20 protein-coding genes are annotated in these 15,427 nt (G+C 50.4%); 7 read left to right on the plus strand and 13 right to left on the minus strand.

The genetic code is table 11. The annotated features are described in order from the left end of the window. Nucleotides 1–40: 40 nt before the first annotated feature. The 6 genes from GHO03_RS07880 to GHO03_RS07905 all read right to left on the minus strand — a co-directional run bounded on the left by GHO03_RS07880 (nt 41) and on the right by GHO03_RS07905 (nt 5,105). The gene (locus GHO03_RS07880) at nt 41–1,552 is read right to left on the minus strand and encodes a hypothetical protein (RefSeq protein WP_153399527.1); all 1,512 of its coding nucleotides are present in this window, start codon (nt 1,550–1,552) and stop codon (nt 41–43) included. Further along, nucleotides 1,552–1,866 (minus strand): hypothetical protein, encoded by a 315-nt coding sequence (locus GHO03_RS07885; protein ID WP_153399529.1) that lies wholly within the window; start codon nt 1,864–1,866, stop codon nt 1,552–1,554. Before GHO03_RS07885 ends, GHO03_RS07880 begins: the two co-directional genes overlap by 1 nt. Nucleotides 1,867–1,919: 53 nt before the next feature. Continuing rightward, complete coding sequence (locus tag GHO03_RS07890) at nt 1,920–3,083, minus strand: P22 phage major capsid protein family protein (protein ID WP_153399531.1); 1,164 nt, start codon at nt 3,081–3,083, stop codon at nt 1,920–1,922. 131 nt (nt 3,084–3,214) lie between these two features. Then, the gene (locus GHO03_RS07895; protein WP_153399533.1) at nt 3,215–4,009 is read right to left on the minus strand and encodes a hypothetical protein; all 795 of its coding nucleotides are present in this window, start codon (nt 4,007–4,009) and stop codon (nt 3,215–3,217) included. 80 nt (nt 4,010–4,089) lie between these two features. Further along, nucleotides 4,090–4,737 carry a hypothetical protein gene (locus GHO03_RS07900; protein ID WP_153399535.1) on the minus strand — a complete coding sequence of 216 codons (648 nt, stop codon included), beginning with the start codon at nt 4,735–4,737 and terminating at the stop codon, nt 4,090–4,092. A gap of 20 nt (nt 4,738–4,757) precedes the next feature. Beyond that, nucleotides 4,758–5,105, minus strand: coding sequence for a hypothetical protein (locus GHO03_RS07905; protein ID WP_153399537.1), 348 nt, complete (start codon nt 5,103–5,105; stop codon nt 4,758–4,760). A gap of 458 nt (nt 5,106–5,563) precedes the next feature. Here GHO03_RS07905 and GHO03_RS07910 point away from each other — a divergent pair, with 458 nt between their 5' ends. Beyond that, nucleotides 5,564–5,836: a hypothetical protein gene (locus GHO03_RS07910; RefSeq protein WP_143518822.1), complete on the plus strand. Its 273-nt coding sequence runs from the start codon at nt 5,564–5,566 to the stop codon at nt 5,834–5,836. Nucleotides 5,837–5,970: 134 nt separating this feature from the next. After that, on the plus strand, nt 5,971–6,273 hold the full coding sequence (locus GHO03_RS07915; protein ID WP_153399539.1) for a hypothetical protein: 303 nt from the start codon (nt 5,971–5,973) through the stop codon (nt 6,271–6,273). A 1-nt stretch (nt 6,274) separates the two neighbouring features. Here the strand turns inward: GHO03_RS07915 and GHO03_RS07920 are convergent, their stop codons facing one another. Beyond that, nucleotides 6,275–6,751, minus strand: a complete 477-nt coding sequence (locus GHO03_RS07920) for a hypothetical protein (protein ID WP_153399541.1) — start codon at nt 6,749–6,751, stop codon at nt 6,275–6,277. 282 nt (nt 6,752–7,033) lie between these two features. Here GHO03_RS07920 and GHO03_RS07925 point away from each other — a divergent pair, with 282 nt between their 5' ends. After that, the gene (locus GHO03_RS07925) at nt 7,034–8,083 is read left to right on the plus strand and encodes a hypothetical protein (protein ID WP_153399543.1); all 1,050 of its coding nucleotides are present in this window, start codon (nt 7,034–7,036) and stop codon (nt 8,081–8,083) included. Nucleotides 8,084–8,172: 89 nt separating this feature from the next. Here the strand turns inward: GHO03_RS07925 and GHO03_RS07930 are convergent, their stop codons facing one another. Further along, a complete protein-coding gene (locus GHO03_RS07930) occupies nt 8,173–8,817 on the minus strand; it encodes a 3'-5' exonuclease (RefSeq protein WP_153399545.1) in 645 nt (214 codons plus the stop codon). A gap of 61 nt (nt 8,818–8,878) precedes the next feature. Then, nucleotides 8,879–9,250: a histone-like nucleoid-structuring protein, MvaT/MvaU family gene (locus GHO03_RS07935; protein WP_153399547.1), complete on the minus strand. Its 372-nt coding sequence runs from the start codon at nt 9,248–9,250 to the stop codon at nt 8,879–8,881. A gap of 157 nt (nt 9,251–9,407) precedes the next feature. On the opposite strand from GHO03_RS07935, the gene GHO03_RS07940 reads away from it, so the two are divergent. The 3 genes from GHO03_RS07940 to GHO03_RS07950 are packed head-to-tail and all read left to right on the plus strand — an operon-like array spanning nt 9,408 to nt 10,805. Continuing rightward, a complete protein-coding gene (locus GHO03_RS07940) occupies nt 9,408–9,794 on the plus strand; it encodes an outer membrane protein assembly factor BamE (RefSeq protein ID WP_153399549.1) in 387 nt (128 codons plus the stop codon). A gap of 4 nt (nt 9,795–9,798) precedes the next feature. Continuing rightward, nucleotides 9,799–10,158, plus strand: a complete 360-nt coding sequence (locus GHO03_RS07945; protein WP_153399551.1) for a hypothetical protein — start codon at nt 9,799–9,801, stop codon at nt 10,156–10,158. Further along, a complete protein-coding gene (locus tag GHO03_RS07950) occupies nt 10,155–10,805 on the plus strand; it encodes a hypothetical protein (RefSeq protein WP_153399553.1) in 651 nt (216 codons plus the stop codon). Before GHO03_RS07945 ends, GHO03_RS07950 begins: the two co-directional genes overlap by 4 nt. Before the next feature lie 59 nt (nt 10,806–10,864). On the opposite strand, the gene GHO03_RS07955 is transcribed toward GHO03_RS07950, so the two are convergent. Beyond that, on the minus strand, nt 10,865–12,178 hold the full coding sequence (locus GHO03_RS07955; RefSeq protein ID WP_256668452.1) for a DUF4055 domain-containing protein: 1,314 nt from the start codon (nt 12,176–12,178) through the stop codon (nt 10,865–10,867). A 258-nt stretch (nt 12,179–12,436) separates the two neighbouring features. Between GHO03_RS07955 and GHO03_RS07960 the strand changes: the two genes are divergently transcribed. Further along, nucleotides 12,437–12,910, plus strand: coding sequence for a hypothetical protein (locus tag GHO03_RS07960; RefSeq protein WP_153399555.1), 474 nt, complete (start codon nt 12,437–12,439; stop codon nt 12,908–12,910). On the opposite strand, the gene GHO03_RS07965 is transcribed toward GHO03_RS07960, so the two are convergent. From GHO03_RS07965 to GHO03_RS07975, 3 genes are read right to left on the minus strand one after another with little or no spacing between them, the layout of a single operon-like run. Next, nucleotides 12,907–14,424 (minus strand): hypothetical protein, encoded by a 1,518-nt coding sequence (locus GHO03_RS07965; protein ID WP_153399557.1) that lies wholly within the window; start codon nt 14,422–14,424, stop codon nt 12,907–12,909. The genes GHO03_RS07960 and GHO03_RS07965 overlap by 4 nt on opposite strands. Beyond that, nucleotides 14,421–14,918 carry a hypothetical protein gene (locus tag GHO03_RS07970; protein ID WP_256668453.1) on the minus strand — a complete coding sequence of 166 codons (498 nt, stop codon included), beginning with the start codon at nt 14,916–14,918 and terminating at the stop codon, nt 14,421–14,423. Before GHO03_RS07970 ends, GHO03_RS07965 begins: the two co-directional genes overlap by 4 nt. Further along, complete coding sequence (locus GHO03_RS07975; protein ID WP_153399560.1) at nt 14,918–15,424, minus strand: hypothetical protein; 507 nt, start codon at nt 15,422–15,424, stop codon at nt 14,918–14,920. Before GHO03_RS07975 ends, GHO03_RS07970 begins: the two co-directional genes overlap by 1 nt. Between the last annotated feature and the right edge of the window lie 3 nt (nt 15,425–15,427).

Below are 15,427 nucleotides of genomic sequence, written 5' to 3' on the forward strand. Positions count from 1 at the left end.
TGGCTCATGACGCACTCGGGGCAGGTGGTGAGGCTGTATTTCAGCATACTTGGAGACTTGTTCGGAGTTTCCCTAGCGTAGTCTCCATTGTCACTGGATCGATTAAAACAGAGATTGAGAAGGTGTTGTTGACCACCCAATCCTTATCTCCCAGGCTGACAATCATCGGCAGATTATTACCGCCAAATGCAGAGGTATTCACAACAATATCTGAATCCACTCCGTCATACCGGGTGAGGCGGTCAAAATCACCATATCTCTTCCAGTAATAAGCTGTGTGATCGGTTTTGTGAGCGTTACAATCCTTGCCAAAAATGTAGTTCTTTTCGACCACACGCTCCGTGCCGACGATTAAATCCTGCGAGGTATAGATGACGTACTTGTAGTCATAGACACTTATGTAAGTCGAACCAATCTTGATGGTCTTCTTTGGGAAACCGTTGTGGTCAGGCAACGAGAACGTGGCGATTGGTGTTGTTAGTATTGAAACGAAATTTTTGACAGCAGCAAAGAAAAATTCCCAACCGATATAGCGACCGTCATCGGCACACTCAACCATCGCCCTTCCGTCGACATCCGCATATACGGCATCTGAAGCTGACACAAATCCTTCCAGGTCTTTAGGGCTGACGATAATGTCCACGTCCCCAAGATCAATATGGCGGACATACTTGATAGTCACAGACCATTCGTTGTCAGTTTCAATAATCGCCTCAAAGGATTCTCCGTCGATAGAGATCGTGATCCTATCGCCTGCTCGCCCGCCACCACCTGTAATCGTGTACGTTCCATTCAGATTGTTAGTAACAGAAATGATGTACGGGGCAACGTAAGGCTCTTCTACCTCGACATCCGGAGGCGTTCCAGGTTCGGTGTCTTTGACTCCAACGACAGCCGTCCAGTCGCCATCTGTGCCAACGGCAACCGGGTACGATACGCCGTTGGCAATCACGTTGAGGGTGTCGCCGATCTTCCCACCACCACCAAGCACCGCGTATGTGCCGTCACCGACGGGAGTGATGCTGATCACGTAAGGTGGCACGTAATCGGAGCCAACCTCGCCGTCCCCTGGGCCAATGTCCGGAGGTGTGACGGATGGAGTGACAGTAAAAAACCAGGTGCCAGCACCGGTCAAATGCAGTTCGAACCCCTCACCCGCAATCGTCACTGTAAAGACGTCACCAGCTCGACCGCCATGGCCGCTGATTAGATACGACCCGTCAGGCGTGATCTCGATGCTATCGATTACACCTACAGATGTCGGGTCACCAGTGACAATCTCCAGATCCCCGGCTAAAGGGCACGAGTCCAGGATGCCTGAGACCACTTGCCAGGCCCCGGAAGCCCTGACAGTCGTTGAAGCTGTTGAGCCATTCGGGAAAGTGACGGTAAGGTACGTGCCAGGCCCGGCGCCGCTGCCACCAACCATGGCTGTACCATCAGCGTGGCAAGTAACCCAAGTGCCTCCAGGCTCGCCAGGTTCAACACCACCAGCTCTCTTCAAAGCACGACGCAACTTCAGCGATAGCAGCACGCGCTGGATGATGTTCATCACTTAACCCCGGCGATCCAAACGGTTGCTGGATCTTCACCTTCCATGAGTTTCACGGAGATCTTCGCTCCGCGATTTGAACGCAAATAGATGCCGGAGCGAGCGTCTGCAGGAGCGTTCTCATCAGTCACCACAGAGCCCTCAGCGACATGAATCACAGACGTGCAGAAGATGTACACGGCCTCCGTTGCGGTCGGCTCGCTGGTGAAGATTGTGTTGGCTGCCAACAGCTCCCCTCGTCCCAGGCTTTTCCCTGGCGCGACGATCTGCAGGATGTCCCCGTTCCGGTCTTTTACAGCAGTAATTTCGCTCATCTTTATCCCCTGAAAAGTAAAAGGGCCAGGCTCTCGCCCAGCCCCAGATTTACTTAGTGCCCGCCGAGACGGCTAGCGCGTTCAGGAGCTACAGCTTTAGTGCCGAACAGCGTTTCGAGCTTCCAATGCGTGCTCTCAGTCGAGGCGTTGTACCAGCTGAGCAGCCTCAGGGTGATGCCTGTTTCTGGGTCGGTCATGCTACCCATGGTCACGCCTGGAGCGTTCGCAGGAGTTTCGAGTTGGCGGAAGGCGATCATGAAGGCGGTCTTGCTGAAAGCCAGGTCAACCGGGTGGTCGCCGACAACCGACACGGAGGTACCGGATGCAATTGCCTGGGTGATAGCAGGAGTAACAGCTACAGCGACGGCACCGTCTTCGTCTGCAGCAATATCTGCGGTGACAGCGAACATTTGATCAGTGCCAGCGACCGTTAGGATGTCTCCCTTTACGAACGTTGCGTTTGCACCTGCGCCGCTCAGAACCAGCAGGCTGGAGCCTACGTTGCCGGCTACCGACGTCTTGATTGCATTGCTGACGGATGCAGTGCCCGAGAAGTGCATTGGAGCCTGTACATCGCTGTAGATGTCGAAGCCAAATCTACGACCGATGATGCCCTCTTTCTCTGCTGGCTGCTCGTAGCCAACGGTGAAGATGCCCAGCAGGTCGGCTTCAGTATCCGATGTGAGAACCAGGTTCCTGTCGCCGCGAACTTTTCTACTATGAAGCGCCCTACGAGCTTCGATAAGATCTTTCTTATCGCGCCCATTGGTAGATGTCAGCATGCCGGAGAAGTATGGAACCTCAGCGTACATGGCGAAGATAGCCTCGTTAACAGTACGCGCAAGAACATCAACTGCAGCCGCCAGCGCATCGGGAATGACACCTGGCTGCATGCCAGTGAATTCACGGTCAGAGAGCTTGAACTCTTTGTACACATGGCGATCAAGGCGTAGCTCGACTTTCTCGACGTTCAGATCAGTAGCAACAGAGCCGCCAGTACCGTGCTCGTCAGCTTTATCGAACTCGACAGGCTTGTTGACGCGAACTAGCTCACCGACTTTCTTAGCTTCGTCTGCCTTGTCGACAGAAATGAGCCTCGGCATAGTCAGTTGACCGCGCAAGCGGGACATAGCAACCGGCAGGATGGTTTCGTTAATCAGCGCTTCGAAATCATTACCAAAAGCGCGCAGGACAACGAGTGCATTAGTTTGAGACATTGATATACCTATTTATTATTGTTTTTATGTTGGTATGCGTGACGTACCTGTCGCTCACAGAGCAAAACAGTCGCTGGCCCAACCAGCTTGAGAACTGGGACTTGGCTAAGTCCCAGTTGTTGAAATATTACTTATCCAACAACGATTTCGCCTTTGGCTCTCTTAGCGAACAGTTCAGTCTGACTTTTAGCATCAGAAAGCATGATCATGCTCTGCCATTCCTCGCGGGTAATGCTCTTACCAGATCCGCTAGAGCCCTGTTTCCCACCGCTACCGGGCATTGTCTTGAAGTAGTGCGGACGAGATTCAGTGAGCCCTTCAATCCACTCTTTCGGCGACAACGCTCGCCCGGACTTACCCATTTGCACATTACCGTGTTGGTCACGGCTTACCAGCTCACCAGCGTCGGTTAACTCCCAGGAGCTACCGGCGAGGTTGATCAGATCGTCGATTGCCGAAGGCTGGAAGAACTCATTCTTCAGAGCTTCGTTACCGATCAATTGCTTGATTTGGAACTGCTTCAACCGGCCTTTCTCAGCTTCAACTACTTTGCGCAGCTCTTGCTTCTCACTCTGCTCAGCCTGGAGTCGTTCTTGCCAAGTGGCGTTTGCAGCGTTGACTCGCTTGTCCAGCAACGCCTGGAAATCCATCTTCCCGGACTTCAACGCAGCTTGGTCTTGCTCATCCTCAGCTTGCGCGAGAATGGCATTGAGCTGATCTTGGACTTTCTTCTTCTCTGCCAAAATTTCAGCATTTTTTGACTTCAATCCACCAGTTTCTGCAGCAAGAGCTTTTGCCAGTTCGGCTTTAAGAGTCTCTTGGAATTCTGGAGTAGAAGTGATGTTAGGCGTTTCGATAGGATCGGCTGCCGAATCATCTTCGCCGAAAGCTTTGAATACAACCAGGTTTTGCACTTGCTGTTGCATGGATCCCCCAAGGATCTTCTTATTGTTATGGCTCCATTATAACAACTAAAAGATCAAAGGGGGCTTGACAGGAAACATTTTTAGATTCTTTGAGGTCTTTTTCTGAAGACTGCGGTTAGTACCTGGAGCTTTTCCAGATCGTTCAGTGCATCGACATTATCTAGTAGTGCCGGAAGTACGCGTATCTTTCCCCGGAGCGTGGCGTTTAGCACTGTAACCAACAACCCTGTTTCGTACATGCGGCGGAAAATCCAAGGATCGGTACTAGACTCGTATATCTGATAAATATCTTCAGCAATATCATTTTTGCCGATGTTTTTGATCATCCAGTCGACGATAGTGTGTGCAACCCCGGTTTGACTACCAACAGCTGCGGAGATTGCGAGGCTTTTGAGGTCGGGGGTGGAGAGCTTTGTAAATCCACCATTACTAAGGAAGTACTCAACAAGTGCTTTGTCGTTTGGTAGCGCGAAGTTGCTCACACCCTTTAAGACTTGCACGGTGCCGAAAACCCTGGCCAACTCGATCATCGTTTTGCGATGTGCGTCAGTGTATGCGTAGTCAAGTGTGTCACGCCTCAGCATCGTCTCCGCAGCACGCAGGTCGCGCGACAGTGACATGTAGATGCTTTCCAGGACACCAGACTCCTGGAGTTTAAGGCTAGCCAGTGCAGTGAAGTCAGACTCGACAACACAACCGACGATAAAATCTTTGATCAACTTGCTCATCTCTCTCACCCTTATAGTTTTTATTTTTCGTTGACCTGAGCCATGACTTCCACCATGAGGTAAGCCAGAGCGTCAGTGTCAAAGGAGTTGATTTTGAAGGTGTACACTTTGCCATCAAACCGGAACCACTTAGCGCGCTGGAGCTCGGTTTTGATTACCTTATGCAGTGCGTTGATGGCTTTTGAGTCACCGGCTTCTGCGCTCGCACACATCTTTACAAGCGGGCCTAGGTATTTAGTGCGGAAGATGTCGAGCGGCTGGGTGTAACGTCTTGTGCCGACTTCCCTACGCCCGCTAAAACCGCCGACCAGGTAAGTTGCACAGATATCAGCGGTTCGAGCTGTAACAGCAGTGATTTCGGGGTTCATCATGATGCCTTATATGACATTCTTTTTATTATGCTTTCATTGTATCCATCGCACTTTATCCAAGTCCACAACTTTCGCACGTATACTTGAAACTATTTATCCGTCAACCCGTACTGAAATTAACCAACCTGGTTAAGTTAGTGTTTCTTAGCCAAACAGGATACGACAACAGCCCTCATCAGCGTAGTTCGGTATAGCTATCCCCCTTTTGGCTAAGAAGAACGCCCTTGACCCCGCGCGTGGCAACACAAACTTCGCGCGCCGACCGAATATATTCTCCGCGCGCCAGCATCCATAAATTCGATTGGGCCAGCACCCGCAAGGGTTTAATTATAGTTTGATGATTACATAGTAAAATGCCATGCAACAAAGCTTAGCGAAAGTTCTTGATTTATCCAAAACCACACTGGTAACATTTAATTAGTCGAGTTAAAGACAACAGTCATATGGGAATACAAATGTCCAAGTTCAATACGTTCTACGAACCTTTTTGCGCATATGGTGGTCACGAGTACTTTGCTACGACCGATGGCGTGACTGTACATATCAACGAGCGCAAGCCCGCATCCATTCACTTTTATATCGTTCAGCGCCTCACTAAGTCAGCTTGGGATCGTTTTGCGGATGATTATGATCTGTACGACGGCAACCGGACTAACCCTGCACTTATCTCTGGCTTAGCAAGTGCAACTGCTGACAACGATAGTCCTTACTACGATTACATCGCTTAACCTCATTCAATACCGCAGCCACATGAACTCCAGGCCCCACGGGGCCTTTTGCGCACAAACCTTTTGACGACAAACAACCGCAAAGCTATAAACACCGTCACCCACCCGATTTGACAACAACCTACGAGCCATACATGTTTAACTCACCCGAATACAAGGCTTGGCTTTACAGTGGGACGGTTAAATTTTCGCTGCGGGAGCACCTGTGCCAAGTATTGTCGAGCCGTGAGCCAGGCGTCAGCTTTGACGAGTGCGTGCACGACTTCACTGATGCCGAGCTGGCCCAAGTGATTAATGTCGACGACTCGGGCTATTCGCTCGACCTCAACGACGATTTGGTTCACACCAAGCATATGTGGTCGCCCATGCGCGTCTACTTTGTCTGCGATGATGATGGCCGGGGTCATGTACAGTCCGCCCCTCGGAACCCTGGCTGATTCACTGATAACGCAGCCAGTACTCTACTTTTTCTAAGCGGCCCAGCTCATGTAGCCGTGGCCAAGCTGTGGCCAGAAGATCGAGAAACCGCTGCCTATCTTCCTCAGCAGGGAACCAGTCATCGATCTCTACGTTGCAGTACTTCGAATCGCTCAAAGCCCACCTGGCGATCATGTCAGCTGCGGCCCTGTAGTGATCCGCCATCCAAACAGCTTGCCCATCCACATGCCACCCGAGACTGATGAGCGCATGGGTTACATCGAAGATCCCGACATCACCAAAAAACGCCTTGGTGTCCGAATAATGTATACCCGCTAAAGAAACTTTGGACGTACCAGTGTCTCGATCCCAATACGCCATAGAGTGCCAGCCACCAGTCGTGCCGCCGAAAGATGGGAAATTGATCGCAGCTTTGCCCGTGATGTAGTGCTCACGAGTAACGCGTTTAAGGTCTAAGTCGAGCAGCGGCTGTCTCATCATCGCACGCTATCACCGAAGCCCACCACTCGCAACGCGGTTTGACGGCAACCTCTGTAGGCAGTTATAAGGAGGCCATTCGCCATCAACACATAGAGAGCTGGCATGAGTAGTGGTATGAAAAAGATGGTGGCGGGCGTCATTATAATGATTATCGGTATTGGCTTAATCGTCTTAGTCGAAACTTCTAGGCGCTCGGTGTTGTAACGCCTTGGTGAAAATCAGGCTAAAAGCTCAACGGACAAAGATCGGAATTTTATTCCACGCCCAAATTGGAGTGATATGTTTTTAGCTGGAACCGGCAGACAAACCATTTACTACAAAAGAGCAGTGGTAGATTTTGCAAATGAAATAGGGGTTGATATTTTCTTTGCACGCTCAGGTCAATTCCTGGCAAAGTCTCCAGCTGAATTAAGAAAATGGGATAAAACGCTAAATGAGCTAGTGCTACCACACTCACGATGGAAGCTTATTGATAGTATTACCTGGTTTAATTTTTACGGAGACCAGTTGAAAGGCGTCTTCACTCTAATCAGAAAAAACAGATTGTCTGAACTTAGTTATCGCCCGTGGTTAAGCAATGACGAAAAACCAATATTTGACAAGCTATTGAGAGGCGAAAAGCTACTCAGGACAGAAGCAAACACCCTCATCTCGGAGAACATTCTCAGCAAAGATCGAGAGCTTACTGAGCATGGAAAGCTTCACCTTTTAAGTAGAAAATCTCTAAACATCCAACTTTCTACTGTGCAAGTTGAAGTACGCAGCATCCCCGTCTCGTGGGTAGGCCCTTTACGAGAGCTAAGGGTCATGAAGCACCTAGAGGAAACTACAGACATGCGCTGGCTGTGGCTGGAGAATGACCTATACGATATGCTATCAGGGTATTTTTACCGCCCACTCTTCAAAGAGCTTGGAATATCAAGCTTTCGCGACAGCTATGCAAAGAATTTAGAACACACGCTAGCAAAACTTTTTACTCGCCAATACTTCAACAATATAATTGACAATCTTGGCGAGGCTTTTCAAGATCCAGTGAATCTGAATTGTTACAGCAAACCCTCTGCTGAAGATGCCGCATTGATTTTTCGGGCATTGGGATATGACTTTTGTAGAGATGTATTTCTCGATGATCATAACCTTCTAGGCATTCGACATATGGGGTGGCCAGATCTGGTCGGGGTCAACGCAGACGCTATTCAGTTCGTAGAAGTAAAAAGGGGCGACAAAATGACTTTTGGGCAACTACGTCACTTCCCATTCATCCTGGAGAGAAGCGTGCCTTTATACATTGCCAAAATTCCGCCCCGGCTAGGTACAGAGGTTTCTTGACCCCATACACCCTACCCCTGACAGCAAAAGGGCCACGCAGGGCCCTTAGTTTGCACTCAAACCGCCATCATACTGCCGTCTCACCAGGCTCAGCCAGCATGCAGGATCTCACCCACCAGTGAGCCAAGGTTGCGAGCGTCATCGATCCCACGGTGGTACTGGCCTCTCCATTCGATCCCGGAATTTTCCACGGCAGGCCTCAAGCTCATCGCCCGGCAATCAAGCACCTTCCAGTGCCACCTCTTCGCGTTCGTGTGAACGACATCAGCGAGCATGGGAGCACAGGAGTTCCTGACAGCGTCAGCCTCGAGCTGCTTTGCATCGTAGTCACCCCATGAGCACCACATCAGCCCGTCAGCTTTGAACGGAGCAAGGTACTCATCAAGCCTTTGACGAACCTGGTCATACGTCCCAGCGCTGTCGACATCAACCTGGTCGATTGTGGTCAAGCGCTTGCAGAAAGAGGTAAGAACCGGATTCAGCACAGGCCGCACAAAACAGCAGAACTCACTGACAACGGTCGCCCCCTGATGCAGATCTAGAACTACCGCGCCTACCTCAATGGTTTCCATCTCGTCACGGTGAACCAGAAGCTTATGATCAAGCTTTTGCTCGTCTGTAAGACCTTCCGGGTACTCATCGCAAGTCGCTTCGAGATCGACGCACAAGAGATACCTGGTACTGCCCAGGAATTCCCGCAGGGCCTGAAGGTGCTGAGGCTTGTTGATCTGCATACTCTCCTCCATGACAGCAAAAAGGGCCCTGCGTGGGCCCTTTGTTTGTACTCAAACAGTCTTACTTAGCCAGCCAGGACTCAACTACATCGGATCCGTACTCAGCTTTCCACTCTTTCAGCGTCTTGTGGTTGCCGCCCTTAGTCTCAACGACTTCGCCGCTGTGCGGGTTTTTGTAGATCTTTACCTGTCGTGGCTTACGGGTTCCAAGTTTAGATTCGGTAGCGGTGGCTGGAGCTCGGCGTGCGGCTTGCGGGTCAAGCAGCGCGATGATCTTGCTGAGGCTGTAGCCGTACTCGTCCAGCAAAGCGCGAAGTTTGGTCTCAAACTCGATTTCCTTCTTCAGGCCTGAATCGTTTTTCAGTGCCTCGAGTTCGGCCATCTGTGCGGCAAGCTGTTGTTCAAGTTGACGGAATTCCGCGAGTTTCGACATTTGTATCTCTCCAGTTTAGTTTCAAGCGCTGTGGTCATAAAGGCTCTATCTCGGACTTTCCGGGTGACATCCGTTTAAAAAGTCTTTACGATCCTCAGACGAAGGTATCATTTCGCCATCATGGAATGACCAGATAGTAACCGAAGGGAACTCAGTTTTGAACAAAGTACGTATTTTCGCAGTAGCAGCCTTGTCGGTAGCACTATTGAGCGGCTGTGCTGCAGCCAAAAAAGTAACTGCAGGATTAGATTACAGTACCGGAACGTATGTTACGCAGCAACAGATCGATGCGTTAAAAAAAGGGAAAACGCGTCAAGCTGATGTCATTGCGGTTATTGGAAATCCACCCCAAAAAGCAGAAATCATGGGTAAAGAAGTGTGGACTTATACATACACTTTGATACCTGCACTGCCATTTCAGCCGAACAAATTTGAGAACACCGTCGTTGAGTTTAACAAAAACGGCGTGCTTGTTAACGCTTACAAAACCGGTGGGACGCCAGGTCAGACAGGAAACCCATTGTTGAACGCGGCTGGAATGTAAAAAAATGGGAATTCTTTACCGCGTAGTTTGGTTCATGCTGATGGTGTTGGTGATGGCTCCAGCCTTCATCCTTGCGGGCTTTGTTGATGGGATTTCCTTCCGCGAAGCAATGAAGGTCTCGTTGCTCAACATGCAAAGCATGATGGGCTTTCCTTCCGAGTTAGCTCAATTTCTAAAGCCAGTCGTTGCATTCGTTGCTCAGACCCTCCCAGCGAGCAGCTCTCTGGCCGTGATGGCTGGTGAGATGCTTTGGGAGCACATCGGCGTAATCCTGACTTTTGTCTTCTTCGCATTTGTCAGCCCACCATTTTTAGCCAAGGTAGACTCCCGCTTCAGCAGCCAAGGAAGGACTCTGACGCAATGATCAAAAAGCGCACATTTAAACAAGCCGCTGTGATTCTGATCACTTTCTGGGTGCTCGCAGATATCGTATTGGGATTCGTACGCAATCCGCTAGACGACCAATTCAAGGGTAGTGTTGGGATCATCAATGGCAACAAAATCGAGCATATTGATGCGACCATGACTTTGGATATGCTCGAAAAAGCGTTCACGATCAATAGACGACCAGGCATTTACGAGACCGGCGCTCATTTAACGTTTGAAGGCAAAGATTCCCAGACGTTGCTTGCCTTGGGCTTGCCAAGCAACTTCGTTGAGAGTGATGAACGTTGGCAGTACAAGCAGGGTTTCTGCCAGCTGACTGGAATTAAATCTAGCTCGTCGTCGAATGGTCTCAACCCGCAGGACAGGCATATTCAACGCGGCGTGCTCACTTTCAATAGCAAGGGCGAAGGGTGTATGGCTTTCAACGTTGCGATCACGGACTTTGATCATGTTGAATTCACCAACTACACACCAGGTTACAGCTTCGACTATAAAAATGTGGTCTACGCAAACTTGGAACGTGACAGTCGACTGGGCTTCATCCAGCGCACGATCATGCGCATGCGGTTCGACTCTTGGGTTAGCGACAACCCTATTTTTGGTAAATTGGCACCTCGTACGTAATATCTAATCCGCCCTAGAGTAGCCCCGACCACCGTGTCGGGGTTTTTCCTTTGGTTAAGTTAAACCATTTCTGTAGCGATACGATCTGCGTTGTCAGCAAGGCTGAATTCGTTACGAAGAATGCCTCGACGCTTCATCTCCTGCAGGTAATCCTCCCTGCTCAAATCGCCCATCGTTCGCGCGCTTGCTAATGCTGTCAGCTCCTCAGGGGCGCTGTTAATTCCGTACTCCGTATTGATGTCAACGTGGAAATCAGGCTCGGACACTTTGTTAAAATAAGCAATCCAGCCTAGGACTTTCTCGACCGCCGAGGCCAGGTTCAGGGCCATCATCGCAATCTTGTTGTTTGTCTCACCAGCACGTAGTGCGCGGCCCGTAGCAGTTTCTACAGCCCCGGAATTTTCGAGCATATCCGAACCGTAGCTCTGCATTTTTGTTTCCAAATCCTTGAGCGAATCACGCCCGGCGCCGATGGCAGCACCACTGTGCTCGACATATTTCAGGTCTGCCCCGGCTTCACCCTTGATCGCATATTCTGAGCCGATGGCGATGGCCGCGTCATCGGCAACACCCGAGGCAAAAAGGACTGGGACTCGGGCGATTCTCAGGATATTTGACTGATCCGAGCTCTCTTGGTAGTGCTGGATGTTCATATATGCCAGGTCTTTCAGCGGCGGGTGCGCGAACAGCTCACCGCTGGAAACAACAGCAGATGAATGAACGGGAGCTACGGGAATTTCTTTGAGCGCAAAAGGTTGATCCTGGACTATCGGACTGTCATTTCCTTCGCAGTCGTAGAGAGACCAGGTCACAACGTCACCATCGCGCTTGAACACCCTGACTCTGGATACTTCTTTTTCACCCCACTGTCCGTCCACGATGACAGCTTTTTCTTGGATGCGGATCTCGATCATCCGGTCGTCTTCGTCCAGCCTGTAACCCAGGATGTTGTCGCCACTGAGGTGATACGCGTAGGGTCGGCCACCATCGATAGCACAGTCCACGGCGATAAAGGACGACCCGTTCCAAAGCGCGTCTTCAAAAACCGTAGAACTCAGGCCGGTCAAACTCGTGCCTTTACCATCAACAGCCTTTACATACTCATTAGCTAGATCTTGCGACTGCTCACTCTTGACGACAATGGGCCTTGTAAAAGGTTTTGAAGCCAAATTCTTCGCAGTTCGGTCGGAGTAGTTTGTAAGGAAAGATCTAGCCAAACGTCGCTTGTAAGAGTCCTGAGACTCCCCAGGCTCTTTGGGGAGGTACTTAATACCGGCGTCGCGAAGGGTCTCCGTGCCCCCACGAACGGCGCGGGTCATTTCGCGGTCATCATAAAATTTTTGGCAGCGCAGGCTGCGAGTTGCTACGGACATTTAGGTCATGCCTCTTATGATTATTCAAATATTATAACACGCCACTGAAGTTCAAAACGCAACATACCAGAGCATAGAATTAACTTTCACTAACTCGTAAGCGTTAAATTTAGCCTGACACCCTTCTCTTGCAAAGCCGGCAAAAACCAATAAAACCAACCGCCCACGAACATCCACTAACTCGTAAGTGTTAACAATATTTAGACATGTTTTTTTAGAGTATGCTACCTGCACACCACATCCATACAGGTCAAATTCATGACTGTTTATAGACTAAAACCAGGAACATTCCCACGCCTTGGCATTCGCCAGCCAAATAGAAAACTATTCACTGAGCAATTCAATGCAAGGCGGATCTTTGAGCGCTATATGGAAATAATGATAAACAAAAGCCTGACCCTCAAGAACTCCAGCAGTTCAGGAATTGTGGCCATCATTGATTTTTCAACCCCTAACAAACTAATTCTGGACGCATTCTCTCTCGGCAACGGGCGCGAAAAAATAACTAGCAACGACAATAACGCCCTCACAGCCCAGCGCAGAATCTGGTCGAAGTATGTTATCGAATATGAAGACGGAATTCCCCAAAGAAGGCTACAGATAGAGCAAAACAAGCGACAAAACTACACCGTTTTCAAAGAAAACCATCAGCATCATCAGGAAATAATAATCGATACGCCTAGCCCTGATTACATCGATTGGATGTACCAATACAACCCATTAATCCGTTAACGTATACCGCGCTGCACCGTAGTCACCGGGCGCTTCCATGTCAACCTGTAGGCCAAGGCATCCCAAGCATGGTCATCAGGCCCCTTGCCCACGGCATCCGGCTGATCATCGTCACGCTGTAAGAACGGCAATGTTTTGAGAGCAAACCGGCAGGACGGAAAGAAGTAGATGTGGGGCTTGCTCGGATCTTGCGTCTTCGTCGCGTGCAGACGGTCGAACATAAGCTGTGCCGAGGTGACACGGGAGCCAGGACTCTTGTCTGAATTGACGAACTCCATTCCCGCTGCCTTGAGTTCCTTTGCAACCGTTGGGGCGTTGCCCTGGTCGACCTTCGAGCCATTGTGTATCTGATTATCCGCAGGGCCGGCCTGCACTTTCTGGTGATTCTTGAGCACCGTTTCGAGGAGTTTGTTTTCGCGGATCTTGAGACGATCACCAATCTGTTTCGCGGACAGGTAAAGGCCCGCGTCAGCCTTAGTCTGCTTGCCAGTCTTTGCGTCGATCTCAGTGCCGTAGTCTTCACCGACCACAATGAGCGTGCCTTTAGGTGGGCAGAACGTTCGTCCATTGACAGTGATGGCCTCACCATTTGTTTCCGCGTACCAGAGACAGCAAAAAGGTGTTGATTGGCCAAAGTCGAACGACCGATCTGTTTTCCAATGCCTTGGGATATCAAACGGCTCAAGGATCAGGCGCTCAGCTGACCAGACAGGGCCGAACATCGCGCCCGTATCGACAGCTTCCCAGTCACCCAGCAGCCAGGCAGCTTTTTTCGCTGGATCGATGAGCTGAGCTAGGTAATTACGGATGTAACCTTCGTCGATATGGGTGTTTTGAAATACCGTGCCGAAGAGCGCGCATCGCTGCCGGGTGCCATCGGCGTTGTATGTGATTTCTCCTGGTTTTTTACCTTCCAAGAAATACTCATACACCCATGTCCTGCCGCATCCCCACGGGTTTGTAGTGGCCCGGACTTGCAGTGGTGGTAAGTTCGGCTGGGCTTTTGTCGGTTGGTATGCAGTGCGAAGCGTGGACATCATTGCCTCGTAGATTTCTACCGAATTCCAGGTGGCCAGTTCGTCCCATCCAATGTACGCATACTGATGACCGTGGAATTTGCCGTCGTACTCCCGCACGTGTTTGATGTGATTAAAAATCAGCACTTCGCCTGTCGCAAACGTCCATTTGTGCTTGCTCTCGTTCCACACCGCGTCTGGAAAGATTCGTGGGATCAGCATTCCTGCCGTCTTTACCAAGTCCTCCAGATGTTTGAATTCCTTGCGGAGAATCGTGCCCCGCCAGTAAGGGCCCCAGCCTTTACCAACGTGCTGAAGGAAACCCATGATCAACGCATCAGATTTGCCGTTGCCACGCGATCCATGGAACAGCACCTCCCTGACCAAGGACTGAGGCTGGCCCAAGATCATGAACATGGATTGCGAGCCCGGCAGCGGCTGCCATACGATATTGCGAGTGGCCTTGGCGATAGCCGTCAGATTCCCAGCGGAGCTCATACGCCACCGTCCATGAAACGTATATGACTCACTGGAGCCTTATATGGCTCGTAAATGCTCCAAGAGCCTTTTTTGCGCACAAGCGCCTGGCCTTGTTTGATCACAAACAAAGCGTCTACAAGGCAGTAGTCACTAACTGTTCGAGGGGCATCGACAGAGTGGCTTGGGTCGTGGATGTTTTTGCCGTCAAAAAGTACCTGGTGGACGAGTCCAGATGCAGTCAGTACCTGGAGGATTGCGGGGTGGCCGAAGATTTCGAGGATTTCTGGGCTTGCTGTGCCCATGGTGATTCCGCTGGCCTTGCTGAATCCTGGGAATGGGATATACACAGGGGCATAGCCAAGGCTGAACAGGATCGATGCGGTGTGCTGAATGCTCACGCCATTGCGTTGTTTGTCAGCTCCGTAGAGATCCAGAGCTTGCTCGTAGCTGATCGCCAATGCGTTGGCCAAAGTAGCGACACCACAGTCGAATGAAGTGCGTTGTTTGATCATCAGCTGAGCTCGCTTGTTTTTGTTTTTGCGAGCAACAAAGCGTCGGATTGCTGTTGTTGAAGCATTAAATCGAGGTCGGAATCGCCACCCATTGATGGGATTAGGGCAATACCAGTGGTTGTTTCTTCAGTTGTTTCAGTGCGAATCGTGACTTCTTTGCGGTTCCAATCACCGAATTCTTCAGGCATGCGACGAGATAGAAGACGCGCGGCTTGGTTGGCATCGCCTTGTTTGATTGCCTTCATAACCGCGTCGATAGCTGGCTTGCAAGATTTCGCCTTGGCCAGGTCAATGCGCTCCAGAAACTCCAACAGCAATAGCTCGTCTTTGGTTAAGTCAGACTCGCCTTTGCCCTCTTCTTCGATTTCCTTGGCGGCCTTTTGCCATGCGTAAAACGTGGACGAAGGCACGCCGGCACACCCACATGCGATCTTCAAGCTGGTCGTCTGGGTAATGTACTTTTCGAGATCAGTGATGATCTTTTTTGTGAGTGCCTTAGCTGCCATCAC

Origin of the sequence: Pseudomonas sp. FSL R10-1339 (genome assembly GCF_009600545.1) — a bacterium.
In the GTDB taxonomy this organism is placed as follows: domain Bacteria; phylum Pseudomonadota; class Gammaproteobacteria; order Pseudomonadales; family Pseudomonadaceae; genus Aquipseudomonas; species Aquipseudomonas bubulae.